General features: G+C 36.7%; 22 protein-coding genes and 1 other RNA gene. 11 read left to right on the top strand and 12 right to left on the bottom strand.

What is annotated here, in order from left to right:
- Nucleotides 1-20: 20 nt before the first annotated feature.
- The 6 genes from J3U57_RS00675 (at nt 21) to era (ending at nt 6,134) form a co-directional block, all read left to right on the top strand.
- Nucleotides 21-581 carry an RseA family anti-sigma factor gene (locus J3U57_RS00675; protein WP_267333340.1) on the top strand — a complete coding sequence of 187 codons (561 nt, stop codon included), beginning with the start codon at nt 21-23 and terminating at the stop codon, nt 579-581.
- A 54-nt stretch (nt 582-635) separates the two neighbouring features.
- Nucleotides 636-1,571 (top strand): MucB/RseB C-terminal domain-containing protein, encoded by a 936-nt coding sequence (locus J3U57_RS00670; protein WP_267333341.1) that lies wholly within the window; start codon nt 636-638, stop codon nt 1,569-1,571.
- Nucleotides 1,572-1,727: 156 nt separating this feature from the next.
- Nucleotides 1,728-3,524 (top strand): translation elongation factor 4, encoded by a 1,797-nt coding sequence (lepA, locus tag J3U57_RS00665; RefSeq protein WP_065633325.1) that lies wholly within the window; start codon nt 1,728-1,730, stop codon nt 3,522-3,524.
- A 20-nt stretch (nt 3,525-3,544) separates the two neighbouring features.
- Nucleotides 3,545-4,546, top strand: a complete 1,002-nt coding sequence (lepB, locus tag J3U57_RS00660) for a signal peptidase I (protein ID WP_267333342.1) — start codon at nt 3,545-3,547, stop codon at nt 4,544-4,546.
- An 8-nt stretch (nt 4,547-4,554) separates the two neighbouring features.
- Nucleotides 4,555-5,232, top strand: coding sequence for a ribonuclease III (gene rnc, locus J3U57_RS00655; protein ID WP_416379573.1), 678 nt, complete (start codon nt 4,555-4,557; stop codon nt 5,230-5,232).
- The gene (era, locus tag J3U57_RS00650; RefSeq protein WP_267343546.1) at nt 5,229-6,134 is read left to right on the top strand and encodes a GTPase Era; all 906 of its coding nucleotides are present in this window, start codon (nt 5,229-5,231) and stop codon (nt 6,132-6,134) included. Before rnc ends, era begins: the two co-directional genes overlap by 4 nt.
- A 70-nt stretch (nt 6,135-6,204) precedes the next feature.
- On the opposite strand, the gene idnR is transcribed toward era, so the two are convergent.
- From idnR to idnO, 3 genes are all read right to left on the bottom strand, one after another.
- Complete coding sequence (idnR, locus tag J3U57_RS00645; protein WP_267333344.1) at nt 6,205-7,197, bottom strand: DNA-binding transcriptional regulator IdnR; 993 nt, start codon at nt 7,195-7,197, stop codon at nt 6,205-6,207.
- A 143-nt stretch (nt 7,198-7,340) separates the two neighbouring features.
- Nucleotides 7,341-8,591 (bottom strand): MFS transporter, encoded by a 1,251-nt coding sequence (locus tag J3U57_RS00640; protein ID WP_267333345.1) that lies wholly within the window; start codon nt 8,589-8,591, stop codon nt 7,341-7,343.
- A 120-nt stretch (nt 8,592-8,711) separates the two neighbouring features.
- Nucleotides 8,712-9,476 (bottom strand): gluconate 5-dehydrogenase, encoded by a 765-nt coding sequence (gene idnO / locus J3U57_RS00635; protein WP_267343545.1) that lies wholly within the window; start codon nt 9,474-9,476, stop codon nt 8,712-8,714.
- A 249-nt stretch (nt 9,477-9,725) separates the two neighbouring features.
- On the opposite strand from idnO, the gene purH reads away from it, so the two are divergent.
- The 5 genes from purH (at nt 9,726) to J3U57_RS00610 (ending at nt 16,740) form a co-directional block, all read left to right on the top strand.
- Nucleotides 9,726-11,318 (top strand): bifunctional phosphoribosylaminoimidazolecarboxamide formyltransferase/IMP cyclohydrolase, encoded by a 1,593-nt coding sequence (gene purH / locus J3U57_RS00630; RefSeq protein ID WP_267343544.1) that lies wholly within the window; start codon nt 9,726-9,728, stop codon nt 11,316-11,318.
- 112 nt (nt 11,319-11,430) lie between these two features.
- A complete protein-coding gene (gene purD / locus J3U57_RS00625) occupies nt 11,431-12,723 on the top strand; it encodes a phosphoribosylamine--glycine ligase (RefSeq protein WP_267333348.1) in 1,293 nt (430 codons plus the stop codon).
- A gap of 242 nt (nt 12,724-12,965) precedes the next feature.
- Nucleotides 12,966-15,356, top strand: coding sequence for a ribonuclease R (gene rnr / locus J3U57_RS00620; RefSeq protein ID WP_267343543.1), 2,391 nt, complete (start codon nt 12,966-12,968; stop codon nt 15,354-15,356).
- Complete coding sequence (gene rlmB, locus J3U57_RS00615) at nt 15,357-16,112, top strand: 23S rRNA (guanosine(2251)-2'-O)-methyltransferase RlmB (RefSeq protein ID WP_267343542.1); 756 nt, start codon at nt 15,357-15,359, stop codon at nt 16,110-16,112. It begins immediately after the preceding gene.
- Nucleotides 16,113-16,116: 4 nt separating this feature from the next.
- Nucleotides 16,117-16,740, top strand: a complete 624-nt coding sequence (locus J3U57_RS00610) for a hypothetical protein (protein ID WP_267333351.1) — start codon at nt 16,117-16,119, stop codon at nt 16,738-16,740.
- Nucleotides 16,741-16,864: 124 nt separating this feature from the next.
- Here the strand turns inward: J3U57_RS00610 and J3U57_RS00605 are convergent, their stop codons facing one another.
- From J3U57_RS00605 to epmA, 9 genes are all read right to left on the bottom strand, one after another.
- The gene (locus J3U57_RS00605) at nt 16,865-18,325 is read right to left on the bottom strand and encodes a catalase (protein ID WP_267333352.1); all 1,461 of its coding nucleotides are present in this window, start codon (nt 18,323-18,325) and stop codon (nt 16,865-16,867) included.
- A gap of 234 nt (nt 18,326-18,559) precedes the next feature.
- Complete coding sequence (locus J3U57_RS00600) at nt 18,560-19,105, bottom strand: 5-formyltetrahydrofolate cyclo-ligase (protein WP_267343541.1); 546 nt, start codon at nt 19,103-19,105, stop codon at nt 18,560-18,562.
- 31 nt (nt 19,106-19,136) lie between these two features.
- Nucleotides 19,137-19,317, bottom strand: a non-coding RNA gene (gene ssrS / locus J3U57_RS00595) — 6S RNA.
- Nucleotides 19,318-19,382: 65 nt separating this feature from the next.
- Nucleotides 19,383-19,667, bottom strand: a complete 285-nt coding sequence (zapA, locus tag J3U57_RS00590) for a cell division protein ZapA (protein ID WP_267333354.1) — start codon at nt 19,665-19,667, stop codon at nt 19,383-19,385.
- Nucleotides 19,668-19,674: 7 nt separating this feature from the next.
- Nucleotides 19,675-21,537 carry a 1-deoxy-D-xylulose-5-phosphate synthase gene (dxs, locus tag J3U57_RS00585; RefSeq protein WP_416379631.1) on the bottom strand — a complete coding sequence of 621 codons (1,863 nt, stop codon included), beginning with the start codon at nt 21,535-21,537 and terminating at the stop codon, nt 19,675-19,677.
- 14 nt (nt 21,538-21,551) lie between these two features.
- The gene (ispA, locus tag J3U57_RS00580) at nt 21,552-22,424 is read right to left on the bottom strand and encodes a (2E,6E)-farnesyl diphosphate synthase (RefSeq protein WP_267343539.1); all 873 of its coding nucleotides are present in this window, start codon (nt 22,422-22,424) and stop codon (nt 21,552-21,554) included.
- Nucleotides 22,414-22,659: an exodeoxyribonuclease VII small subunit gene (gene xseB, locus J3U57_RS00575; protein ID WP_267333357.1), complete on the bottom strand. Its 246-nt coding sequence runs from the start codon at nt 22,657-22,659 to the stop codon at nt 22,414-22,416. Before xseB ends, ispA begins: the two co-directional genes overlap by 11 nt.
- Nucleotides 22,660-22,810: 151 nt before the next feature.
- The gene (gene rmuC, locus J3U57_RS00570; protein ID WP_416379640.1) at nt 22,811-24,118 is read right to left on the bottom strand and encodes a DNA recombination protein RmuC; all 1,308 of its coding nucleotides are present in this window, start codon (nt 24,116-24,118) and stop codon (nt 22,811-22,813) included.
- 45 nt (nt 24,119-24,163) lie between these two features.
- The gene (gene epmA / locus J3U57_RS00565) at nt 24,164-25,138 is read right to left on the bottom strand and encodes an elongation factor P--(R)-beta-lysine ligase (RefSeq protein WP_267333359.1); all 975 of its coding nucleotides are present in this window, start codon (nt 25,136-25,138) and stop codon (nt 24,164-24,166) included.
- Nucleotides 25,139-25,166 lie beyond the last annotated feature (28 nt).

The raw sequence follows: 25,166 nt of genomic DNA, 5'->3' as shown, positions 1-25,166 counted from the left end.
ATAAATTTAAGGTATCTATTATGCAAATAGAACAAAAAGAGCAACTTTCATTACTCATGGATGACGAGTTAAACGACGATCACTTCATTGATGCTGTATCAAAAGATGAAAGTTTACAAGCATGTTGGCATCGTTATCACATTGTAAGATCTGCAATGCGTGGTGAATTGCACGATAGTTCATTGACGTTAGATATTTCAAATCAAGTCGCAAAAGCAATCGCTGCTGATAATTTATATTTACCTCTACCAAATCAACCTGATCAAAATAACGTTGATATTCCCAAAGCACAAAATCTTATTTGGCTTCGAATTAAAGATTGCTTAGGTAAAGTAAGTCAGGTTGGACTAGCAGCCTGTGTGACTTTAGCGATTATTGCAGGCGTTCAATATCACCAAGGGCAATCCGATGATTCCAACGGTTCGCCAGTCTTAAATACTGTACCCATTGGGGTAAATGTCGCGCCAGTTGGTGGTATACAACAGCACAATGATCAACAACTAATTGAAAAAAGACAGTATGATAAAATTCGATTGTTGGTCCAAGATTATGAATTGCAAAAAAGGCTCAATGCGTACTAATTTTATATGAATTTTTCATTTTATTTAACTAAGTGCAAAATCAAACAGAGTATAATGATTATTGTTACTCTGTTTTTTATGTTGTTTGCATTATCTGTTTTTGCTGCTGATACCGATAAAGCGGTAAATTTGTTAAATAAAATGAGCAAATCTGTCCAAACAAATAGTTATCAAATCCATTTCCTTTCACAAGATAAAGATCAGTATGTCACTACCTTTGAATATAGCCATTTAGGGGCTTTACAAAAAGAGGAGGTCAAAGCGCAATTGCTTTATCTTGAAGGTCCTGCAAAAGAGATTATTTTACACAATAATATTACCAGTTATTTTCAACCTGATAGTGCATCTTTTTCTATTACCAGCCCTCGTATAACCGAAGCCTTCCCTGATGTCATTTATAATGATTTTACTAAACTTACTGATGTATACGAATTTGTGAAGTTAGGTAAAACTAGAACGGCCAATCGCAGTGTACAGCTAATAAAAATGATAGCTAAAGATAAAGATCGCTATAGCTATATTATTTGGATAGATGACAAGAATTTTTTACCGATACGAATCGATTTACTTGATCAAGATGGTGAGATTATCAATCAATTCAAAGTAGTAGATATCGATGAAGACTTTGATCAGAAAAAAATGAAAGATTATATCGATAGCCGTACTTATCCTATCTTATTATCTATTGAAAAACAGAACAATATGTTAGATGCATGGCGATTAGCTTGGTTACCAAAAGGATTTAAAGAAGTTGCTGCTTATAATGTCAATTTTTACAATTCTGATATTGCAACCAAACTTTTTTCGGATGGCGTATTTTCGTTCACAGTAAATGTTTCTTCTGATTCATCAAATCAATCAAACCAGCTTATACAACAAGGTGGACGTACAATTTTTTCAACAAATATTGGTAACAAAAATATTATTATTATTGGTAACTTGCCTAAAACTACCATTGAGCGAATTGCTCAAAATATTGTTGAGAAATAGCTGCAAACCTTTCGATAAGACTATGCTTAGTGGCTATTAATGTGTAGAATGTTGCTTTTCTATTTTCCGTGATTATCTAATTGCTCTATTATTTGTCAAAACCATTATTGGATAATCAACAGTATATAACTAAAATATAAACTATAATTTATTGATATGAATAAAAATATCCGCAATTTTTCAATTATTGCTCATATTGATCATGGTAAATCGACACTTTCAGATCGTATTATTCAAATTTGTGGTGGTCTTTCTGATCGCGAAATGGCAGCCCAAGTTCTGGATTCGATGGATCTTGAGCGTGAACGAGGTATCACAATTAAAGCACAAAGCGTGACATTAGATTATCATGCTAAAGATGGTCAAACCTATCAGCTTAATTTTATCGATACGCCTGGACATGTTGATTTTTCGTATGAGGTTTCTCGTTCGCTAGCCGCCTGCGAAGGTGCCTTATTGGTTGTCGATGCTGGTCAAGGGGTAGAAGCACAAACCCTTGCTAACTGTTATACTGCTTTAGACATGAACCTGGAAGTTGTCCCGGTACTGAATAAAATTGATTTGCCAGCAGCAGAACCAGAGCGCGTTGCCGCTGAAATTGAAGACATTGTTGGTATTGATGCAAGTAATGCTGTTCGATGTTCAGCCAAAACCGGAGTAGGTGTTGTTGATGTACTTGAACAATTAGTAAAAGATATTCCTCCTCCTGAAGGTGATTCTAATGCACCATTGCAAGCATTGATTATTGACTCATGGTTTGATAACTATTTAGGTGTCGTGTCGTTAATTCGGATTAAAAATGGCGAACTGCACAAAGGTGATAAAATCAAAGTAATGAGTACTGGCATGACATATAATGTCGATCGCCTTGGTATTTTTACACCAAAACAAGTTGATAAAGATTCGCTAAACTGTGGCGAGGTTGGCTGGGTTGTTTGTGCAATCAAAGATATTTTAGGTGCACCAGTTGGTGATACCTTAACCTCCGCCAGAGCTCCAGCGGATAAACCATTACCCGGGTTTAAAAAAGTAAAACCACAAGTTTATGCTGGTTTATTCCCGACAAGTTCTGACGATTACGAAGCATTTCGTGATGCACTCGGTAAATTAAGCTTAAATGATGCGTCATTATTTTATGAACCAGAAAATTCAGGTGCCTTAGGATTTGGTTTTCGTTGTGGTTTCCTTGGGTTATTACACATGGAAATCATTCAAGAACGATTAGAGCGCGAGTATAACCTTGATTTAATTACAACTGCGCCAACTGTTGTTTATGAAGTTTTAACCACATCAAATGAAATTGTCTATGTTGATAGCCCAGCTAAGCTACCAGCGGTAAATAATATTCAAGAACTTCGTGAACCGATTGCTGAATGTAATATTTTAGTGCCGCAAACTTACTTAGGAAATGTTATTACCTTATGTGTAGAAAAACGTGGTGTACAAACTAATATGGTTTACCATGGTAATCAAGTTGCACTGACTTATGAAATCCCAATGACTGAAGTTGTATTAGATTTCTTTGATAAATTGAAATCAACTTCGCGTGGATATGCATCATTAGATTATAGTTTTAAACGTTTTCAGGTTGCTGATATGGTCAGACTAGATGTACTGATTAATGGTGAGCGAGTTGATGCGTTAGCTCTAATTACACATAAAGATAATGCACCTTATCGTGGGCGTGAATTAGTTGAAAAGATGAAAGATCTTATTCCTCGTCAGCAATTTGATATTGCTATTCAGGCAGCTATAGGTAATCATGTTATTGCTCGATCAACAGTCAAACAGTTACGCAAAAACGTATTAGCCAAATGTTATGGCGGTGATGTAAGCCGTAAGAAGAAACTTTTACAGAAGCAAAAAGAAGGTAAAAAACGCATGAAGCAGGTAGGTAACGTAGAACTACCGCAAGAAGCATTTTTAGCTATTTTGCATGTAGGAAAAGATTAATTAGTTGAAGAGGTAAAAAAATGGCTGGAATATTTGCCATCATATTAACGTTAGCAACATTTATAACTGGAATCTTTTGGTTTTTAGAAAAATTTAAATGGAAACCAGCAAGACAAAGAAAAGTTGAAGAAGTTCGCCAACAATGCAATGGTGAAGTTGATGGCAAAATACTTGCTGAAGTTGGAAAACCAAATGGCTGGATAGAGACGTTATCCTCATTTTTTCCAGTTTTATTTATTGTATTTGTGATTCGTTCATTTTTATTTGAACCTTTCCAAATACCGTCTGGTTCAATGATGCAAACTTTACTGGTCGGCGATTTTATTGCCGTCCAAAAGTACTCCTATGGACTTAGAGATCCCATCACAAATACAGTATTGATTCCAACTGGCCACCCAAAGCGAGGTGATGTAGCGGTATTTAAACATCCAAATGTTCCACAAATGGATTTAATTAAACGTGTTGTGGGGTTGCCTGGTGATAAAATTGTCTATTCAGTCAATGATAAAAAGATATTTATTTACCCTGCTTGTCAAACAAGTGATCTCAATTGTGTTGGACAAAAAGCTCAGCCGTTAGATTTACATTACACTGAACCCAAACCTAGTGATTGGAAAGAAGTGCACAGAGAAATGAAAGCCAACCCGAATTTTTATACGCTAGAACAATATGCAAAGCAAGATATTGTCAATTCACGATCTGTGGTATCGCTTGATATGAAAATACAACAAGAAACGTTGGGCGAGCAACCTCACGATATTTTAACCACTCAAGGTTCACAAGAAGATCCAAATTATTTTTACCATCAAGAAGGTCAACCTATTGCGACATGGGTTGTCCCACAAGGGCACTATTTTATGATGGGGGATAACCGTGATAACAGTGGTGATAGCCGTTACTTTGGTTTTGTACCCGAAGAAAACTTTGTTGGACGAGCAACCGCAATTTGGATTAGTTTTGAAAAACAACCTAATGAATGGCCTACCGGTATAAGATTCAGCCGTATTGGTGGTATACATTAATAACAATGATGATGAAAAAATTTAGTCAAATACAACAATCAATTGGTTACCAATTTAACGATTTATCTTTACTTGAATTAGCACTTACTCATCGTAGTGCTAATAAATTACATAATGAACGTTTAGAGTTTCTTGGTGATTCTATTTTAAGTTTTGTTATTGCCGATGAGCTTTATCACCGATTTATCAAACAAGACGAAGGTGATTTAAGTCAAATGCGAGCAAGCTTAGTCTGTGGTCAAACTTTAGCGGAAATTGGTAAAGACTTTAAGTTAGGTGATCATCTTATTTTAGGACAAGGTGAATTAAAAAGCGGTGGATTTCGTCGTGAATCCATCATTTCTGATGCTGTAGAAGCCATAATTGGTGCAATTTACTTAGATAGTGATATTGAAAATATACGTCAATTAATTTTAGCTTGGTACCAAACTCGCTTAACTGAAATTAAACCCGGCATTAAGCAAAAAGATGCTAAAACCCGTTTGCAAGAATATTTACAAGGTATTCATCATGAAAGGCCATGTTATTTAATTCTTGAAGTGACTGGTGACAATCATGAACAAGAGTTTTTAATTCAGTGTAAAATTGAAAACGATGATAATCAATATTTAGGGCGCGGTTTAAGTCGCCGTAAGGCGGAACAATCCGCAGCACAACAAGCACTCAATCAATTAGGTATAAAATGACAGAAACGATAGCACATTGTGGTTTTGTTGCCATTGTTGGCCGACCAAATGTAGGTAAATCAACCTTATTAAATCAATTACTTGGTCAAAAAGTCTCAATTACTTCGCGTAAAGCTCAAACTACACGCCATCGAATTATTGGTATTGATACACAAGGCAATGATCAAGTTATTTACATTGATACGCCAGGACTACACATTGAAGAAAAACGCGCAATTAATCGCTTAATGAATCGCGCAGCGAGTAGCTCAATAGGTGATGTTGAACTAGTTATTTTTGTCGTTGAAGGTACGCATTGGAATGATGACGACGAGATGGTTGCTAACAAGTTGAAAGGATGTAAATGTCCGGTTTTACTTGTCATTAATAAAATTGACAATGTTGTGGATAAAACGCAACTTTTACCCCATATTCAAGCAATCAGTCAAAAACTTGATTTTCTCGATGTGGTGCCTATTAGTGCTGAAAAAGGGGAAGGTATTGACATTATTAAAAGTATTGTCAAAAAACACCTACCCGAAGGTGAACACCATTTTCCTGAAGACTATATTACCGATCGTTCTCAACGATTTATGGCATCAGAAATTATTCGTGAAAAACTAATGCGATTTTTAGGTGATGAGTTACCCTACTCAGTTACTGTTGAAATTGAACAATTTAAAGTTGATGAACGCAACGGCATGTATCGTATCAATGGCTTGATTTTAGTGGAACGAGATGGTCAAAAGAAAATGGTTATTGGTAATAAGGGCGAAAAAATTAAAAAAATTGGTATTGAAGCGCGCAAAGATATGCAGTCCTTCTTTGATAACAAAGTTCATTTAGAGCTGTGGGTAAAAGTCAAAGCGGGTTGGGCTGATGATGAACGGGCACTGCGAAGTTTAGGTTATAGTGATGATTAATTATCATCACTTTAGATTAAGTAATTAAACTCATCATCGTGTTTAATTACTTAATTGATTTGACTGATTTTTATATTGTTTGTCCTTTTTCTATTTTATACGCTAAACAAACACTGTTTTTGACTTGTTCTCCATCTAGCCTTTTTAATAAAAGCTCAATTGCAACTTTTCCAATTTCAAAACGGGGTGTGATAACCGTTGCTATTTTTTGTTGATTAGCGCGACCAATTTCTAAACCATGAAAGCCTGCAATAGCAATTTGTTCAGGTACTGCAATATTATATTTTTGGCATTCGAGTAACACGCCAATTGCCATATCATCATTAGTACAAAATATTCCATCAAGGTCGGGATATTGTTCGATAGCTTGGTTAAATAAGCTTTTACCTAAATTAATTGAGGATATTGCATCAGGAATAATCTGCTTTGCCATCAATCCTGATTGTTTCATAGCGCGTTGATAACCATTGTAGCGTTGGCTATCACGGGCACTTGCGATAGAATTAAAGTAGATAATATTTTTTTTGCCTGAAGCTAACATTTGCATTGTCATATCAAAGGCGGCTTGTTCGTTATCAAACCCAACTTGGATATCAAAAAATTGCTGAGTTACATCCATCAATTCAACAACAGGAATATTGGCCGTTTTTAAGTACTGCAAAGTTGTTTTAGTATGGTTTTTTTCCATTAATACCAAGGCATCAATATTATAGGATAGCAAATTGATAATTTTTTCTTCTTCGATTTTTTTATCATAATTATAATTGGTAATAATGGTTTGATAATGGTGCTTTGAGGTAACAGACTCAATTCCTGCTAACACTTCTAAAAATATGTGATTTTTAAATGAAGGAATAACAATACCAATACACCTACTGCGTGAGCCCAACATGATTTGCGGTGCAAGATTAGGAATGTAATTAATTTCTTTTAAAACTTTTGCTATTTTTTCTTTGTTTTTTTCAGAGACTTGTTCTGGATTTCTCAAATAGCGACTAATAGTCATTTTAGTCACGCCGGTCAAATCTGCGATATCTTGTAAACTAATGCGTTTATCTTTCATAACCCTTTATTTTTATAGGTAAACAAGCCAGTTGAATTTAGCCATTTTACCAGTAAAAATAAAAATAAAAAATAAATCCCATTATTGCTGTACTAAATAAGAAGATAATCGTTACTATTATCTTCCTATTTTTTAATGGATAACTACTGTTTAGGGGCTTTCACACTCGCCATTAATATTACTGATAAAATCAATGCAGCTCCCATAAAAACATATGAGGCTCCAGCACTGCCAGTTGCTGCGTTTATCACGCCAACAAGCCAAGCGCCAATAAATGCACCAAGTGCGCCAAAACTATTAATTAAACCTATAGAAACCCCTGACACATTACTTGGTAATAATTCAGGGATTAATGCAAAAAAAGGACCATAAGGTGCATACATACACCCAGCAGCAATCGATAATAGTATAAAGCAGATCCAAAATTGCTCACTTCCTAATACATAAGCGGTAAAAAAAGCGATCGTTGCAATTAATAATAAAGGCCAAACAAAAAGTTTTCGGTTTTGCAATTTATCTGAATAATAAGAGACAATTAACATCATTGTAATTGCAACAAGATACGGAATGGCTGAAAGCCAACCAACAGAGACAATATCGACATTACCAGCAGATTTAATAATTGATGGCATCCACATCATAAAACCGTAAACACCAATGCTCCATAGCGCATGGACTGCACAAAGTTTAATGACATTTCCTGAACGCAAAGCCTCGCCATAATTGCGCATAGGCTTAATATTTTGCTGTTCTTTGTCCATTACCGCTTTAAAATCTGCTTTTTCTTTATCGGTTAACCAGTTTACTTGTGAAGGTTTATCTCGGACTACAATCCACCAAATTAGCGCCCAAAGGACGGCAGGCAGCCCTTCAATAATAAACATTTCACGCCAACCATAAAGATCGATTAAGTGTGCTGATACAATTGACATCCAAAGCACAGTAACCGGATTACCTAAAATTAAAAACGTATTGGCTTTTGAACGCTCAGCTTTAGTAAACCAAGTACTAATGTAGATTAACATAGAAGGCATAACGGCAGCTTCAACAATACCTAAAACAAATCGGATGATCATTAAAGATGCAATATTAGTAACCATACCGGTTAATGCAGCACAACCTCCCCATAAAATTAGGCAAATAAAAATCAATTTTCGTACACTACGTTTAACTGCGTAAATTGATCCAGGGACTTGAAAGAAAAAATAACCTAAAAAAAAGAGGGCGCCAATTAGTGAAGAGGTACTTTTAGTAATACCAAGATCATTATTAATACCGGCGGCTGCGGCAAAACCATAATTGGCTCGATCTAAGTAAGCTAAACTATAGGTAATAAAAATAATAGGCATCAATCGCCACCAACGAGAGGGGGCTAGTTTATTAGTGATATTCATATTAGTTCTCGTGATTTAATAATAAAGAAAATTGTTCAGTCGGTAAGGAGATATCGAAACCAAATACACGCATTAAATTGATAAAAAAGTGATTTGATAACGATCTCACCGTAAAAAACATCACACCGCAGATAACATACCGCCATCCACATAAAGAATATGTCCGTTGACAAAGTTCGATGCTGCTGACGATAAAAATATTGCTGAACCAATAAGTTCTTCAGGTTTTCCCCAGCGGGCAGCAGGTGTTCGTTGGCATAGCCATTTGGTGAATTCTGCATTTTCAACTAATGCTTTACACATTTCAGTATCAAAGTAGCCCGGACCAATACCATTAACTTGAATGTTGTAACGAGCAAGCTCAACACACATACCTTTAACCAGCATTTTTACCGCACCTTTTGATGCGGCATAAGGCGTAATTGTGTCGCGCCCTAATTCGCTTTGCATTGAACAAATATGAATAATTTTGCCTTGCTTGCGAGCAATCATATGTTTGGCAACCTGCTGTGATACTAAAAACACCGCTTTTTGATTAACATTAATAATGGCGTCCCAATCCGCTTCAGGAAATTCTGTAAATGGATGACGTCGTTGAATACCCGCATTATTGATTAAGATATCGATAGGTCCGATGTTTTGTTCAATATCATCAATTGCTTGTTTAACTGAACTTGAGTTCGTCACATCAAAACCAATACCGACTGCATCAATACCTTGTTGGACTAATTGTGTTGCAGCATTTTTTGCTCTTTCATCGGTAATATCATTGATGATGATACTGGCACCATATTGTCCCAACCCTTTAGCTAATAAATTGCCAATACCTTGAGCCGAACCAGTAATTAAAGCGCGTTTGCCTTTTAAATCGAATAAAGATTGCATATTTTTCTCCCTTTTCATAATAATGTTATGCATAACAGTTACGCATAACATTATTACTAAAAATAAAAAAAATAAAGTGAGCAAAGCCGCAATTGACAGGAAAATCTCAGTTATGTGATCAAGTTCAAATATTATGGTTAAAAATTTTTGATGGCTTTTTAGAAACTTAGTACTAAACATCTACCCTTGTTTTATATATAATAACCACTTCACTGACTTGGATGTAGAATATCAACTTCGGAGCCTTTCATGCAGCAGTATCGTCCTATCCGTCGCGCTTTATTAAGTGTTTCTGACAAAACCGGAATCATTGAATTTGCCAAATCATTATCAGCTAGAAAAATAGAACTCCTTTCCACTGGTGGTACCGCTAAATTGCTAATCGAAAATCAAATACCGGTAACGGAAGTATCTGACTATACGGGTTTTCCTGAAATGATGGATGGACGAGTTAAAACGTTACACCCAAAAATTCATGGCGGAATTTTAGGTCGACGTGGCATAGATGATCAAATAATGCAAAATCATCACATCGAACCTATCGATATGGTTGTGGTTAACTTATATCCTTTTGCTCAAACCGTGGCTAAAGCCGATTGTACCTTGCAAGATGCGGTTGAAAATATTGATATTGGTGGACCAACTATGGTGCGATCTGCTGCTAAAAATCACAAAGATGTGGCTATTGTTGTTGATTGTGGTGATTATGCGACAATTATTAATATGCTCGATAAACAGCAAAATTCACTGACTTTCGAATACCGGTTTAATTTGGCGATTAAAGCTTTTGAACATACCGCTAAATATGATGGCATGATTGCTAATTATTTTGGAAGACTGGTGCCACCTTATTATGGTGAAACCGATAAACCTTCTGGTGAATTTTCTCGAACACTCAATCTGCAATTTATTAAGAAACAAGACATGCGTTATGGCGAAAATGCTCATCAAAAAGCGGCTTTTTACATTGAAGAAGATATCCAAGAGTCTTCAATTGCAACCGCTAAACAACTACAAGGTAAAGCACTTTCATATAACAATATTGCAGATACAGATGCAGCACTTGAATGTGTAAAATCATTTGCTGAACCAGCTTGTGTGATTGTAAAACACGCTAATCCTTGCGGTGTTGCGGTGAGTGATAATATTTTAACCGCGTATTTAAATGCATTTAAAACTGATCCGACGTCGGCATTTGGTGGCATTATCGCTTTTAATCGAACGTTAGATGCTAAAACAGCACAAACTATTGTTGATAAACAATTTGTTGAAGTCATTATTGCGCCATCAGTGACGCAAGAGGCGTTAGCGATTACACAAACTAAGAAAAATGTGCGTGTATTAGAATCCGGAAAATTATCAACATCATCGAAAGCCAGCTTAGATTTTAAACGAGTAAACGGTGGACTTTTGGTGCAAGAGCGTGATTTAGGCACAGTTGATGAAACTCAATTGACTGTAGTAACTAAACGAAAACCAACAGCTAAAGAACTTTCAGATGCACTATTTTGTTGGAAAGTGGCTAAATTTGTTAAATCAAATGCAATTGTTTATGCCAAGGATAATATGACAATTGGTATTGGTGCGGGGCAAATGAGTCGAGTATACTCAGCAAAAATTGCAGGAATTAAAGCGCAAGATGAAAACTTACAAGTTGCAGGTTCCGTTGTTGCCTCTGATGCTTTTTTCCCATTTCGAGATGGCGTTGATGCAGCCGCAGCGGTGGGCGTCACCTGTGTGATTCAGCCGGGTGGATCGATTCGTGACGACGAAGTCATACAGGCAGCAGATGAACATAATATTGCAATGATTTTTACCCATATGCGTCATTTTAGACACTAATAATTGAATAACAAGACAATACAATGTCACGAGAAAAGAGCGTGCTAAACTCAGTTTGCAAAAACTCAAATTTCACCTCGCTTTTTAGCTTAAAGTTTTTAAAGGATCTTTTATGAAAGTTTTAGTCATTGGTAATGGTGGGCGTGAACATGCTCTAGCTTGGAAAGTAGCACAATCACCATTAGTTTCAAAAGTCTTTGTTGCACCCGGCAATGCAGGCACTGCGCTTGAACCGAATTTAGAAAATATTAACATTAAAGCAACGGACGTTGGGGGATTGTTAAATTTTGCACAGCAAGAACACATCGATTTAACCATTGTCGGACCTGAAGCCCCATTAGTGATAGGTGTGGTAGATAGCTTTCAAAAAGCAGGATTAAAAATTTTTGGTCCGACAAAATCTGCCGCACAATTAGAAGGATCTAAAGCATTTACTAAAGATTTTCTAGCCAGACATCATATACCTACTGCAGAGTATCAAAATTTTACCGAAGTTACACCGGCCATTGAATATATTCGTCAAAAAGGCGCGCCAATTGTTATTAAAGCCGATGGCCTTGCGGCAGGTAAAGGGGTGATTGTTGCAATGACTATAAAAGAAGCTGAAGATGCGGTGCGCGATATGCTAGCGGGAAATGCCTTTGGTGATGCTGGGCACCGAGTTGTCATTGAAGAGTTTTTAGAAGGTGAAGAGGCCAGCTTTATTGTCATGGTTGATGGTAAAAATGTTGAACCTATGGCAACGAGCCAAGATCATAAACGTGTTGGGGATGGTGATGTTGGTTTAAATACTGGTGGTATGGGCGCTTATTCGCCCGCCCCTGTTGTTACTGATGAAGTTTTCAGCCGAGTGATGGATCAAATTATTTACCCGACAATCAATGGTATGGCTGAGGAAGGTAATGTTTATGTTGGCTTTTTATATGCTGGGTTAATGATTGACAAAGAAGGCAACCCTAAAGTCATTGAATTTAATTGTCGATTTGGTGATCCTGAAACGCAACCTATTATGATGCGACTGCAATCTGATTTAGTGAAACTTTGTCTTGCAGCTGTCGAGGGTAAATTAGATACCGTCAAATCGAAATGGGATCCAAGACCAGCATTGGGGGTAGTATTAGCCGCCGGTGGTTATCCTGGTGAATATAATACTCAAGATGTCATTCTTGGTTTACCGACAGAATCAACTCAAGATTGTAAAATATTTCACGCTGGTACCAGTTTAGAAAAAGGACGAGTTTATACCAATGGTGGTCGAGTGCTTTGCGTAACAGCTTTAGGTAATACTGTGCTTGAAGCGCAGAAGCGCGCTTATGAACAAATTAAAGATATTTATTGGCATGGTTGTTTTTATCGTAAAGATATTGGTTATCGGGCAATTGAACGAGAAAAGCTTAACCAATAAATGACACTATACAATGATGGCGCTAATAACAGCGCCATATTTTTAATGTAGGCAAAATAAAAAAACATACTAAAAAAATCATAGTAATAACTTTAAAAAAATCAAATAAAATCAATAGAAACACTTCTATTTTTATTCAGTGAGGTAGGTAAAGATTATTCTTGCCTGATCAATAATGTTCATTTTAAGTTATACCACTCTATGTTATGCTAACAGCAATATTAGATCACCGGATATCCCTTATGATAAAAGATCCCTTCTTTGATCGAGAAGCAGAAAAATATGAATCTCCCATAGCGAGCCGCGAACTTATTTTAGATTATTTAACTAAAGAAGCCAAACCCGCAAGTTTAGAGAAAATTGCGCAGGCTGTTGCAATTAAAAACGAAGAGCAAAAAGTCGCGTTACATCGTCGTTTGCGCGCAATGGAGCGTGATGGACAAGTCGTATTTACTCGCCGTAAATGCTACGCCTTGCCAGAAAAATTTGCGATGGTTAAAGGCAGTGTCATTGCGCATCGTGATGGGTTTGGTTTTTTGCGTGTAGAAGGTCAGCCTGAGGATTATTTTTTATCGCCGGATCAGATGAAAAAGGTACTGCAAGGTGATGTTATTTTAGCTCAACCTATGGGTAATCAATATCGTGGAAAAACAGAAGCGCGTGTTGTTCGTATTTTAGAACCTCGTAGTAACCAAATTGTCGGACGTTATTTTATTGAACAAGGTGTTGGGTTTGTGGTACCGGATGATAGCCGTTTAAACTTCGATATTTTAATTGCAGGCAAACCTAATCTCACTGTGCGTATGGGCGCAGTGGTGGTGGTTGAGTTGCAAAAACGCCCTGAACGCCGCCAAAAAGCAGTCGGTATTATTAAAGAGGTTCTTGGTGAAATCATGGGGACCAATCTGGCTATCGACATCGCACTACGTAATCATGAAATTCCTTATGAATTACCAAAACCTGTCGAAAAAGAAGTGAGCAAATTTAGCGATCACGTTCCTGAAAGTGCGAAAAAAGGTCGAAAAGACTTACGAGAGCTTCCTTTAGTGACTATCGATGGTGAAGATGCTCGTGATTTTGACGATGCGGTGTATTGTCAAAAAAATCGAGGTGGAGGCTATCGATTATGGGTCGCCATTGCAGATGTTAGTTACTATGTTCGTCCCGGTAAACCACTTGATAAAGAAGCGTGTTTACGTGGTACCTCGGTTTATTTTCCGTCACGTGTTGTGCCAATGTTACCTGAAGCGTTATCTAACGGACTTTGCTCACTTAATCCACAAGTTGATCGGTTATGTTTAGTTTGTGAAATGACGGTATCGAACAAAGGTCGATTAACAAGTTATCAATTTTATGAAGCGGTGATGAATTCGCATGCTCGGCTAACCTATACTAAAGTAGCTAAAATTTTAGAAGGTGATCGCGAGTTACAAGAACATTATCATGATTTAGTCCCTCATCTGGAAAATCTTTACGGGTTATATAATGTGCTCGATAATTCAAGAGTCTTACGTGGTGCGATAGGTTTTGAGTCAGAAGAGCCAAAATTTATTTTTAATGCCGATAAACGTATTGAAAGTATTGAGCTCGTGCAGCGCAATGTTGCCCATAAAATTATTGAAGAGTGCATGATTTTAGCTAATGTAGCAGCGGCCAAATTGGTTATTAAGGCAAACGTGCCTTCACTGTTTCGTGTCCATGATAAACCCGATGAAGATCGCATGAATAATTTGCGAAGTATTTTAAGCGAATTAGGCGTATCACTGGGTGGCGGAACCAATCCTAAATCTAAAGATATTGCCCAATTGATGTTAGCAATTGAAGAACGTCCTGATCATGAAATGCTACAAACGGTGATACTTCGTTCCATGAAGCAGGCTATCTATGATCCCGAAAATCGAGGTCATTTTGGCTTAGCATTAGATGAATATGCGCATTTTACTTCGCCAATTCGTCGCTATCCTGATTTATTATTGCACCGCACGATTAAATGGATTTTAGCCAATGAGCATGATAAAACCAGTAAAACTGGTGGGCACCGATATACTATGAATGAAATGCTCTATTTTGGCGAACATTGCTCCATGACTGAACGGCGAGCTGATGAAGCAGTACGCGATGTTGTTGATTGGCTTAAATGCGATTATATGCAAGATCATGTTGGTGAAGTATTTAATGGCACGATTTCAAGTGTGGTTAATTTTGGCTTTTTTGTTCGTTTAGATGATCTGTTTATTGATGGTTTGGTTCATGTATCCTCGCTAGAAAACGATTATTATATTTTTGATCCATCACGTAATCGTTTAATTGGTGAAAATACTCGTTACAGTTATCGTCTGGGCGATAAAGTTCAAGTTAAAGTCGATAATGTCAATCCAGAAGAGCGTAAAATTGATTTTTCATTGGTAGGCAGCAATAATAAACCAATGCGCCAAGGTAAAACAGCGAAGACTAAATCGAAACAAGAACAGAAAAAGCCAAAAATTGATCGACCTGTTAAGCGCAAAAGTACAAAATCCACCAGTAAAAATAGTGAAAAATCTCAAAGTAAAATTGAAAGTAAACCTAAAAATAAAAACAGTAAACGAGCAAAGTCAAAAACCAGTAATAAACGAAAAAAGAGTAGCAAATAGATGAGTGAAACAGTTTATGGCATTCATGCCATTGAAGCACTGCTTACCCGTGCGCCGGAAAGAATTATTGAAGTATTTATTATTAAAGGTCGAGAAGATAAACGCCTTATTTCACTGGTTCATCAGCTTGAACAGTTAGCTTTACCGGTGAAAATAACTAACCGTCAATGGCTTGATGAAAAATCTAAGAACGGTGTTCATCAAGGTATTTTAGCTATGGTGAAACCTTGTCGAAGTTATCAAGAAAACGATATTCCATTGTTGATGGAACAAGAATCGAATCCTGTTATATTGATTTTAGATGGTGTCACTGATCCGCATAATTTAGGTGCCTGTATACGAACGGCTGATGCTGCTGGTGTTAATTTTATTATTGTGCCTAAAGATCGCTCCGCTTCGCTAAACTCTACAGCACAAAAAGTTGCTTGTGGTGCGGCTGAAAGTGTGCCGGTGGTTAGGGTGACCAATTTAGCGCGTACAATGCGTATGTTGCAAGATGAATATCAAGTTTGGATTGTGGGTACTGCTGGTGAAGCAGATAAAACACTTTATCAAACCAATTTTTTTACTAAACCCACCTCTCTTGCTTTAGTCATGGGCGCAGAAGGAGAAGGCATGCGTCGATTGACGAAAGAACATTGTGACGAACTTGTGAGTATACCGATGGCAGGAATTGTCTCATCGCTAAATGTATCGGTCGCTACTGGCGTTTGTCTGTTCGAAATTGTTCGGCAAAAAGAACAATCACAAGGATGACAATATGTTAGGATTGTTAAAAAAACTCTTGCCCAAAAAACAGCAAAAATCGCTGTCTGAGCGGGATCTTAATGGACGTAACAGAGTTGGTTACCCAACTCTGCAAATTTCACATGAAATTGATAAGCTAGTTAAAACACAGTACCGTCGAATAAAACCGATTGTAAACATGTACAAAGATACGCTGTTTTTTAAATGGGGTCCAAGTGTTATCAATAAAGCGCTAACTGACGAGCAGATAGCAAGTTTATCGGGGCGTAATGTCCAAATGGTCTATTTGCTACTGTTTCGTGACATGCTAAGACACATTTCTGATTATGTGCAAATGAAAAATGTCGTAGAAAATTGGCCAGATATCTTCGCCCAGCAAATCCTTGATAATTGTAAAATGCTGAGTGATGAAGATGATAATGATATTGCTAAAAAACAACAGCTATTTGCCAATACGCAGCGTTATACTATTGAGATTCCAATCGATGATAAACATTTAGACAATACCGACAAACCCGATTGGACAGTACCACTTGCCGAATTGATTATGGTTTCACCTGATATGATATATAAATGCCATCGACCATTAATGTCGATTATCTTAAAAAAATTAACTAAAAAAAATAAAGCTAAATAATTTTAATCAAGTTAATTCATTTTTTTATAGATATTTGTAACAACGTTTACTATTCAATAATGTTCATGTTATCTGAAAAATAAAAAAGCCGACGTTATTACGTCGGCTTTTCTTGTTTATGAAGTTAATCTTTGATTAAATTAACATCAATACCGAGACCTTTAGCGACACCTTGCCCATAGTCGGGATGAACTTTATAAAAATGTTTTAATTGACGAATTTGTATATTGCGATCAACATTTTTCATCGACCCAACAATATTATCAATTAATAACTGTTTTTGATCTGGTTTCATTAAATTGAATAATGCTCTTGGTTGTGAATAATAATCACCATCAACACGATGATCATGCTTATCCATTGTGCCTGCCGGGACATGCATAGGCGGGTAGGCATATTGTGGTTGCTCTTTAGGTGCACTATCAACGCTATTCGGTTCATAGTTAGGCGCATTATCTGGGCTGTGAAAACGCATTGCGCCATCACGCTGATAATTATGTACCGGACATTTTGGTGCATTTATAGGTAATTGTTGATAATTCGTACCAATTCGATAACGGTGAGCATCGGCATAAGCAAAAACTCGACCTTGTAACATTTTATCCGGAGATAAACCTATTCCTGGTACTATATTACTTGGTTCAAAAGCGGCTTGTTCGACTTCAGCAAAATAATTTTCAGGGTTTCGATTCAGTTCCATTACACCGACTTCGATTAATGGATACTGTTTTTGTGACCAAACTTTAGTCACATCAAAAGGGTTTTCTGGATGTTGATCGGCTTGTTCTTCAGTCATCACTTGCATATAAAGCCGCCATTTTGGATAGTCGCCATTTTCAATCGCCTTGAATAGATCTTCTTGAGCTGAATCAGGATTAGTTCCGTCCATTTCTGAGGCTTTTTTAGGATCAATATTTTTAATTCCTTGTTCAGTTCTGAAATGCCACTTCACCCAAGTTCTTACCCCATCTTTATTGATAAGGCTATAAGTATGACTACCATACCCATGCATATGGCGGTAACCATCAGGAATTCCTCTATCAGAAAATAAAATGGTCACTTGATGAAGTGATTCTGGTGATAAGGACCAGAAATCCCACATCATTTGCGGATCTTTTAGGTTTGTTTTGGGATCACGTTTTTGGGTATGAATAAAATCCGGGAATTTAATTGCATCACGAATAAAAAATACTGGTGTATTGTTGCCAACAATATCCCAGTTACCCTGATCTGTGTAAAATTTTACTGAAAAACCACGTGGATCGCGGGCTGTATCAGAAGAACCACGTTCACCGCCTACGGTTGAAAATCGCACAAAAACAGGTGTTTGTTTTCCAACATTAGCAAATATACTGGCAAATGAATATTTTGTTATATCATTTGTTACTGTAAAAGTACCGTGTGCTCCCGATCCTTTGGCGTGGACTCGACGCTCAGGAATATTTTCGCGATTGAATTGGGCTAGTTTTTCGATAAGTTGATAATCATCGAGTAATACAGGGCCTCGAGGACCAGCAGTGCGAGAATTTTGATTATCGGCAATTGGTGCGCCGTTGTTGGTGGTTAATACTTTATTTTCTGACATTGCAATACTCCTTTTTAAATATTTATAACGTGCTTTCAAGAATATTTATCTCCATTTGGAATTAAATATTGGCTCAAAAGACAAAAGAATAGGGCGGTAGTGCATGATAAAAAGTTAACGCTAAATTATTATATAGCTAAATTTGGTTTTTATCATAGATAAATAAAATAAATTGATGTTTTTTTGGGTAATAATGCGAATGATTCGTATTTATCCTTTGGGCTTGGTTATCAGTTAAGCATAAATAATTTCTGGCAATCGAACATCCCAAGGTTGATTATTGATTTTTTCGACTTTTTGACAAGCAAAAGCGAGTCCAATAGGTTTAATATTGTATATTGGATAGTTTTCAAGTAGCCTATCATAATAGCCACCGCCCATTCCCATTCGGTATCCTCGTTCATCAAATGCAACCAATGGCGTAAAGATAATATCAAGTTTTTGATACGGTATGACAGTTGAAACGTTTAAAGCCGGTTGTAAAATACCAAACCGATTTTTTAATAAAGGCGTATTTGGGGTGTAGTGTAAAAACAATAAATGTGTTTTCACAAATGGATGAATAATGGGTAAATAAACAGATTTATTTTGTTGCCAGAGGTATTCGATTATTGGTAGCGTATCGATTTCTCCATCAAATGGTAGAAATATCGCTATATTTTGAGCTGAATTAACATCGGCATGATGGGTAATTTTATGATAAATATTTTGCTGGGCAACTTGGCGTTCATGGTGGGATAATTGCCGTCTTTTTTGACGGATAATCTGTCTAATGTTCATCAATTACCACTACAAAGTCAAAACAATGAAAGGCACTCCAAGATGTCGTTAGGGTCGTAACCCTTGAACCCAAGGTTCAAGGTGAACAGCATGTTCCAATTTTTAGGTTTCCTTATCAATAAGGCATACACACCAATTGAAAATCACACCGTTCTAAAGTAAAGAATATCGGCTCAGGGGACTAACCCATATCGCGAACATCTCAGAGATGGGTATAATATTACTAAAATTAACAAATGATACAAGATCGTTTTGATTAAATTTACAATTAAAACCATTAATTGTTGCCATTTAAAGCTGAATCAAGTAATTGTTGTAACATTTTTAATCTATCACTGAATTCATTACTTTTTTCTTTTTCTTTTGTTAGTTCGTAAGAAATATTCAGTGCTGCGGTCATAATGAGTTGTTCACTACTTATTTGTGATGACTTTTCACGTAAATTATTTAAGCGCGCATCTAAGTCTTTTGCGGCATTAGCGAGTGCGTCAACTTCATCAACCGGACAATTAAATTTTAAAGTACGTCCAAAAATTTGAATAGTGACAGCTTTAGTTTCCATATTTAACCTATTGTTTTATAAAATTATTAATTTTTTTGATAATATGTTCACAGTTTAAACCCAGTTCATTGCGAACCTCAGTTTGTGATCCTTGCGCAATAAACTTATCAGGTAACCCAATATTTAAAATATCACATTTTATTTTTTTCGATAATAAAAATTCACAGACGCCACTACCAGCTCCGCCTTTGATACTGTTTTCTTCAACGGTGACCAGTATATTATGTGTTTGGCTAATGTGCAAAAGGACTTTTTCATCCAATGGCTTTACAAAGCGCATATCTATGACTGTAGCATTAATTTGGTTGGCTGCCTGTAAAACTTCAGGCAGTAATGTGCCAAAATTGAGTAAAGCTATGTTTTGCCCTTCACGGCACAATTTTGACTGACCTAACGGTATTGTTTGTAACGGTTTTAATAAAGCACCAATACCTTCACCACGAGGATAACGCACAGCAGCAGGGCCATGATGTAAATAACCGGTATAGAGCATTTGCCGACATTCGTTTTCATCGCTTGGTGTCATAATAACAAAATTGGGTATACAGCGTAAAAAGCTTAGATCAAATGCACCTTGATGTGTTTCACCATCAGCGCCAACAATCCCAGCTCGATCAATAGCAAATAGTACGGGTAAATTTTGAATGGCAACATCATGAATAACTTGATCATAAGCGCGTTGTAAGAATGTTGAGTATATGGCAACTACAGGTTTAAAACCGCTAATTGCAAATCCTGTTGCCAGCGTGACAGCATGTTGTTCTGCAATGGCAACATCAAAAAACTGATCAGGGTATTGATCAGCAAATTTTGTCATGCCTGATCCTTCACCCATAGCTGGCGTTATTGCAACTAGCTGTTTATCATGCTTTGCCATTTCACATAACCAATCACCAAAGACTTGTGAATAAGTTGGGGCAACGTTGTTGGTTTTAGGCAAAGTGCCGTCAACTGGGTTAAATTTAGGGACGCCATGCCATAATGTTGGATCTTGTTCAGCTGGCGCATATCCTTTGCCTTTTTTGGTAATAATATGAAGTAGTTGTGGTCCTTTTAGTTGACGCACTTTTTGCAATGTGAGAACTAAATTTTCAACATCATGCCCATCAACGGGGCCTATATAATTAAAGCCAAGTTCTTCAAATAAAATAGCTGGCGTGACTAATCCTTTTAAATGTTCTTCCGTTTTTTTAAATAACTCTTTAAGTGGTGGAATATTGGCAAGTACTCGCTTACCACTTTCACGAAAAGAGGCATAAGCTTTACTTGATAAAATTTGGGTTAGATGTTGATTAAGCGCACCTGTATTTTCAGAAATTGACATGTCATTATCATTAACAATCACTAACATATCTGGCTTAATATGCCCGGCATGGTTCATGGCTTCAAACGCCATGCCTGCAGTTAATGCTCCATCACCAATAACTGCGGCAACTTTTTGCCCTGATTGTTTTTTTTGCTCGCTAATAGCTATTCCAAGCGCAACACTAATCGATGTAGATGAGTGACCGGTTGTTAATACGTCATATAGACTCTCCTCACGATGAGGAAATGGATGTAATCCATCTTTTTGTCGAATCGTGAGCATCTTATCACGGCGACCAGTTAAAATTTTATGTGGATAAGCTTGATGCCCAACATCCCATATAACCTTATCAAAGGGCGTATAATATACATAATGTAATGCAACAGTTAACTCAATAACACCTAATCCGGATGCAAGATGACCGCTCGATTTGCTAACGCTATCAAGTAAAAATTGTCTTAACTCGCGACAAATTTCGGGTAATTGAGACAAAGGATATCGTCTTAAATCTTCTGGCGAGTTGATGGTTTTTAGTAACGGATAATTATCCAAATTCATTGTCATCATTGAGCTATTGTTTAACTTTTACGATTAATAATAAAATCAGCCAGTTTTTGTAATGGTTGGCTATCATAAGGTATTTGGTTAAGACTATCGATAGCTTGGTCATACAACGTTTGGGTCATTTTTATTGCTGATTGTAGTCCAATTAAAGCGGGATACGTGCTCTTTTCTTGCGCGATATCTGAACCTTGAGGTTTGCCCATAATTGCTTGTTCACCGATTATATCTAAAATATCATCCTGAATTTGAAACGCTAACCCAATTGCTTGAGCATAACTGTCTAACATGGCATAGTAAGGTTTACTGTGTTCTCCACATGCCAACGCACCAAGTCGGACGGCTGCTTTGATTAGTGCACCAGTTTTATAATTGTGTATTTGTTGTAAATGCTCAAGTGTTACCGTTTGATGTTCAGCTTGTAAATCCAGTGACTGTCCAATGCACATGCCATTTAATCCGCTAGCTTTGGCTAGTTCAGCAATCATTGAAATTTTAGTTTGGTCATTAATGTGTTGGCTTTCAGAGAGTATAGTGAATGCTAACGTTTGTAAGGCATCGCCGGCTAATATTGCCTGCGCTTGCCCAAATTTTATGTGACAAGTTGGTTTGCCTCGACGTAAATCATCATTATCCATAGCGGGTAAATCGTCATGGATTAACGAATAGGTATGTATTGCTTCAATGGCTGCCGCCGCATCATCAAGCTTAGCGAGTGAACAACTAAACATCTGTCCTGTTAAATAAACTAGAATAGGCCTAATTCGCTTACCCCCTGCTAACAAGCTATAACGCATTGCTTGTTGTAATTCGGAACAAGGAAACTGCGAAATGTAGGCTGCTAAAAACGAATTAATCCGTTCTTGTAATACATTAAGATTATTCATCATGATTAATTGAGAATTCAGACAACTGCGCATCACTATTTTCAGCTAATAATATCTGAATACGTTGCTCTGCTTGTTGTAATTGTTTTTGCCCCGTTCGGGCTAATTTAACCCCTTTTTCAAACTCATTTAATGCTTCATCTAATGGTAAATCACCATTTTCCAGTTGTGAAACAATCGCTTCAAGTTGCTTAAGTGTTTGTTCAAAACTTGGTTCTGTCACTGGTTTTTTTGCCATATGCGCTTCCTTTTTTGCGTAAAAGAGTGTACACATAATTTCAATAAGGATAAATAAGGTTATTTTTATGCTGAAATATGTGTTTCCTCTGAAAATTTAATAACATAATAACTCATGGTATTCACAATTTAAGATTATTTGACAATAACAGTTAATCTTCGTTTTCACTATCTACTTCATCTTTCGATATTAAAGCTAGATCAGGATTGATCGGTTTTTTAACTTCGATGCCCATTTCACGAAAACGTTCAATTTGTCCAATTATATTACCACGTCCTTTGGATAGTTTATTTAACGAATTTTGATAAGTTTGCTGAGCTTTATCAAGGCAATTTCCTAAGTTTTCCATATCTTCAATAAAACCACGAACTTTATCATATAATTTACTTGCTTTGTCGGCAATTAATTCAGCATTGCGGTTTTGGTATTCATAGCGCCATAAGTTATGAATCGTACGTAAAGCAACTAATAATGTGGTTGGACTGACTATCATAATATTATTTTTTAAAGCATCGTTAATCAACGCAGGATCATGATCAATGGCCGATAAAAACGCTGGCTCAACAGGAATAAACATTAAAATATAATCTAACGAATTAATTCCATTAAGTTTATGGTAATCTTTTTGGCTTAGTTGTTTTAGGTGATTACGTACAGCGGCTAAATGTTCAGCCATTGATTTACTTTTAATCGTATCATCATCGCTATTGAAATAACGTTCATAAGCAACGAGTGTTACTTTCGAGTCAATGACCACATCTCCACCTTGTGGTAAGTGAACGATAACATCTGGTTGCAATCGCAGATTGTTTTCATTGGTCAAATTAACTTGTGTATCATATTCATAACCTTCTCTTAGCCCTGAATTATCAAGTATTTGACTTAAAATAAATTCGCCCCAATTACCTTGGGTTTTATTATTACCTTTCAAAGCGTTAGTTAGGTTGTTGGCCTCTTTTGTCATCTGCTCATTAAGTTGTTGCAAATTACGGATTTCATGCGTCAAGGTATGGCGTTCTTTTGCCTCTTGACCAAAGCTATCTTGTACCTGCTTTTTAAATCCTTCTAATTGCTCTTTTAGCGGAGAAAGTAAATAATCAAGGCTTTGCTTATTTTGTTGTTCTATTCTTTTACCACTTTGCTCAAAAATTCGATTAGCTAAATTCTCAAACTGAGTTGTTAGCCGCTGCTCACTTTGCTCAAGTATTGATTGCTTTTCATAAGCTGAGCTTTTCGTTTCTTCCAAACGGGTTTTTAGCTCAGTAATAGTTGCATTTTGTGTCACATATTGTAGACGATATTGATTGAGTTCATTTTCTAATTGTTGTAACTTTTCAGTCAAAGATTGACTTTCATGATTTTTTTGCGACAGTTGCAATTCAAATAATTGATTTATATTATTTATAGTGAGTTTAGATTTAATCACTACAATTAATAATATCAATGCTATCACAGTCATGATGATAGCAACCCATTGAGTTAAACCTAAAGTTCCGAGCATGGTTTAAGCCCTATCAAAAGTGAACGATATAACGTCATCTAAGGTCGTTGAATTGAGGGCTAACATGATTAAACGATCTAAGCCTATAGCAACACCTGCACAATCCGGTAAACCTGACTCCATGGCGGCAAGTAATTCAATATCGATATTTTGTTGAGGTAGATTTTGTTTAGAGCGATCTAAATTATTTTGCTCAAAACGTTGTCTTTGCTCTTGTGAATTAGTTAACTCTTTAAAACCATTGGCAAGCTCAACCCCTTTATAATAAAACTCGAAACGGCCAGCTACACGATGATCTTCACTACTAATTGCAGCTAATGCGGCTTGGGATGCGGGAAAGTGATACACCGCAATCGGTTTTTCAAGTCCAATATGGGGTTCTACACCAAAAGTGAATAAGCATTGTAATAGCCCATCTTTGTCATAATCATCAACATTAATACCAATATCAAGTTGGTTAATGGCTTTTACTAATGTCGCGTGATCGGCTTCTAGTGGATCAATATTTAAATGACGTTGAAACGCCTTTTGGTACGAGACTCGTTCAGCCGGCTCACAGTCTAAAATAGTTTGTAATAGGTCATCGACTTCGTTAATCATTTGCATCATATCATACTGTATACGATACCATTCGAGCATGGTAAACTCTGGATTATGAAAACGACCAACTTCTTCATGATTACGAAAGCATTTGCATATTTGAAAGATTGGACCACTACCAGCGGCAAGTAGACGTTTCATATGATATTCAGGGCTGGTGATTAAAGACATCTTTCGTCCAAGTTGTTCGTCAAATTCACCTGGTTTAAAAAATGTTGTAGAAAATGAACTTAAATGTACATCTGTAACAGCATATTGGCTCAATGTCGGCGTTTCGACTTCTAATATACAGCGATCAGCAAAAAATTGTCGTACTTGTGAAATAATTTTCGCGCGCTTAAGTAAATTATTGATAGATGAGGAAGGTTGCCAAGTCATAAAAAAATATCCATGGATTTTGATTAGT

Origin of the sequence: Gilliamella sp. B3464, from assembly GCF_026536145.1 — a bacterium.
GTDB lineage: Bacteria > Pseudomonadota > Gammaproteobacteria > Enterobacterales > Orbaceae > Gilliamella.
The sequence above is the reverse complement of the archived record's forward strand: the minus strand, read 5'-3'. Positions and strand labels throughout refer to the sequence as shown.

What these genes read in the sequence shown, in the direction of transcription:
- J3U57_RS00675 (WP_267333340.1), top strand. Translation starts at nt 21, where the DNA reads ATGCAAATAGAACAAAAAGAGCAACTTTCATTACTCATGGATGACGAG.
- J3U57_RS00670 (WP_267333341.1), top strand. Translation starts at nt 636, where the DNA reads ATGATTATTGTTACTCTGTTTTTTATGTTGTTTGCATTATCTGTTTTT.
- lepA (WP_065633325.1), top strand. Translation starts at nt 1,728, where the DNA reads ATGAATAAAAATATCCGCAATTTTTCAATTATTGCTCATATTGATCAT.
- lepB (WP_267333342.1), top strand. Translation starts at nt 3,545, where the DNA reads ATGGCTGGAATATTTGCCATCATATTAACGTTAGCAACATTTATAACT.
- rnc (WP_416379573.1), top strand. Translation starts at nt 4,555, where the DNA reads ATGATGAAAAAATTTAGTCAAATACAACAATCAATTGGTTACCAATTT.
- era (WP_267343546.1), top strand. Translation starts at nt 5,229, where the DNA reads ATGACAGAAACGATAGCACATTGTGGTTTTGTTGCCATTGTTGGCCGA.
- idnR (WP_267333344.1), bottom strand. Translation starts at nt 7,197, where the DNA reads ATGAAAGATAAACGCATTAGTTTACAAGATATCGCAGATTTGACCGGC.
- J3U57_RS00640 (WP_267333345.1), bottom strand. Translation starts at nt 8,591, where the DNA reads ATGAATATCACTAATAAACTAGCCCCCTCTCGTTGGTGGCGATTGATG.
- idnO (WP_267343545.1), bottom strand. Translation starts at nt 9,476, where the DNA reads ATGCAATCTTTATTCGATTTAAAAGGCAAACGCGCTTTAATTACTGGT.
- purH (WP_267343544.1), top strand. Translation starts at nt 9,726, where the DNA reads ATGCAGCAGTATCGTCCTATCCGTCGCGCTTTATTAAGTGTTTCTGAC.
- purD (WP_267333348.1), top strand. Translation starts at nt 11,431, where the DNA reads ATGAAAGTTTTAGTCATTGGTAATGGTGGGCGTGAACATGCTCTAGCT.
- rnr (WP_267343543.1), top strand. Translation starts at nt 12,966, where the DNA reads ATGATAAAAGATCCCTTCTTTGATCGAGAAGCAGAAAAATATGAATCT.
- rlmB (WP_267343542.1), top strand. Translation starts at nt 15,357, where the DNA reads ATGAGTGAAACAGTTTATGGCATTCATGCCATTGAAGCACTGCTTACC.
- J3U57_RS00610 (WP_267333351.1), top strand. Translation starts at nt 16,117, where the DNA reads ATGTTAGGATTGTTAAAAAAACTCTTGCCCAAAAAACAGCAAAAATCG.
- J3U57_RS00605 (WP_267333352.1), bottom strand. Translation starts at nt 18,325, where the DNA reads ATGTCAGAAAATAAAGTATTAACCACCAACAACGGCGCACCAATTGCC.
- J3U57_RS00600 (WP_267343541.1), bottom strand. Translation starts at nt 19,105, where the DNA reads ATGAACATTAGACAGATTATCCGTCAAAAAAGACGGCAATTATCCCAC.
- zapA (WP_267333354.1), bottom strand. Translation starts at nt 19,667, where the DNA reads ATGGAAACTAAAGCTGTCACTATTCAAATTTTTGGACGTACTTTAAAA.
- dxs (WP_416379631.1), bottom strand. Translation starts at nt 21,537, where the DNA reads ATGACAATGAATTTGGATAATTATCCGTTACTAAAAACCATCAACTCG.
- ispA (WP_267343539.1), bottom strand. Translation starts at nt 22,424, where the DNA reads ATGATGAATAATCTTAATGTATTACAAGAACGGATTAATTCGTTTTTA.
- xseB (WP_267333357.1), bottom strand. Translation starts at nt 22,659, where the DNA reads ATGGCAAAAAAACCAGTGACAGAACCAAGTTTTGAACAAACACTTAAG.
- rmuC (WP_416379640.1), bottom strand. Translation starts at nt 24,118, where the DNA reads ATGACTGTGATAGCATTGATATTATTAATTGTAGTGATTAAATCTAAA.
- epmA (WP_267333359.1), bottom strand. Translation starts at nt 25,138, where the DNA reads ATGACTTGGCAACCTTCCTCATCTATCAATAATTTACTTAAGCGCGCG.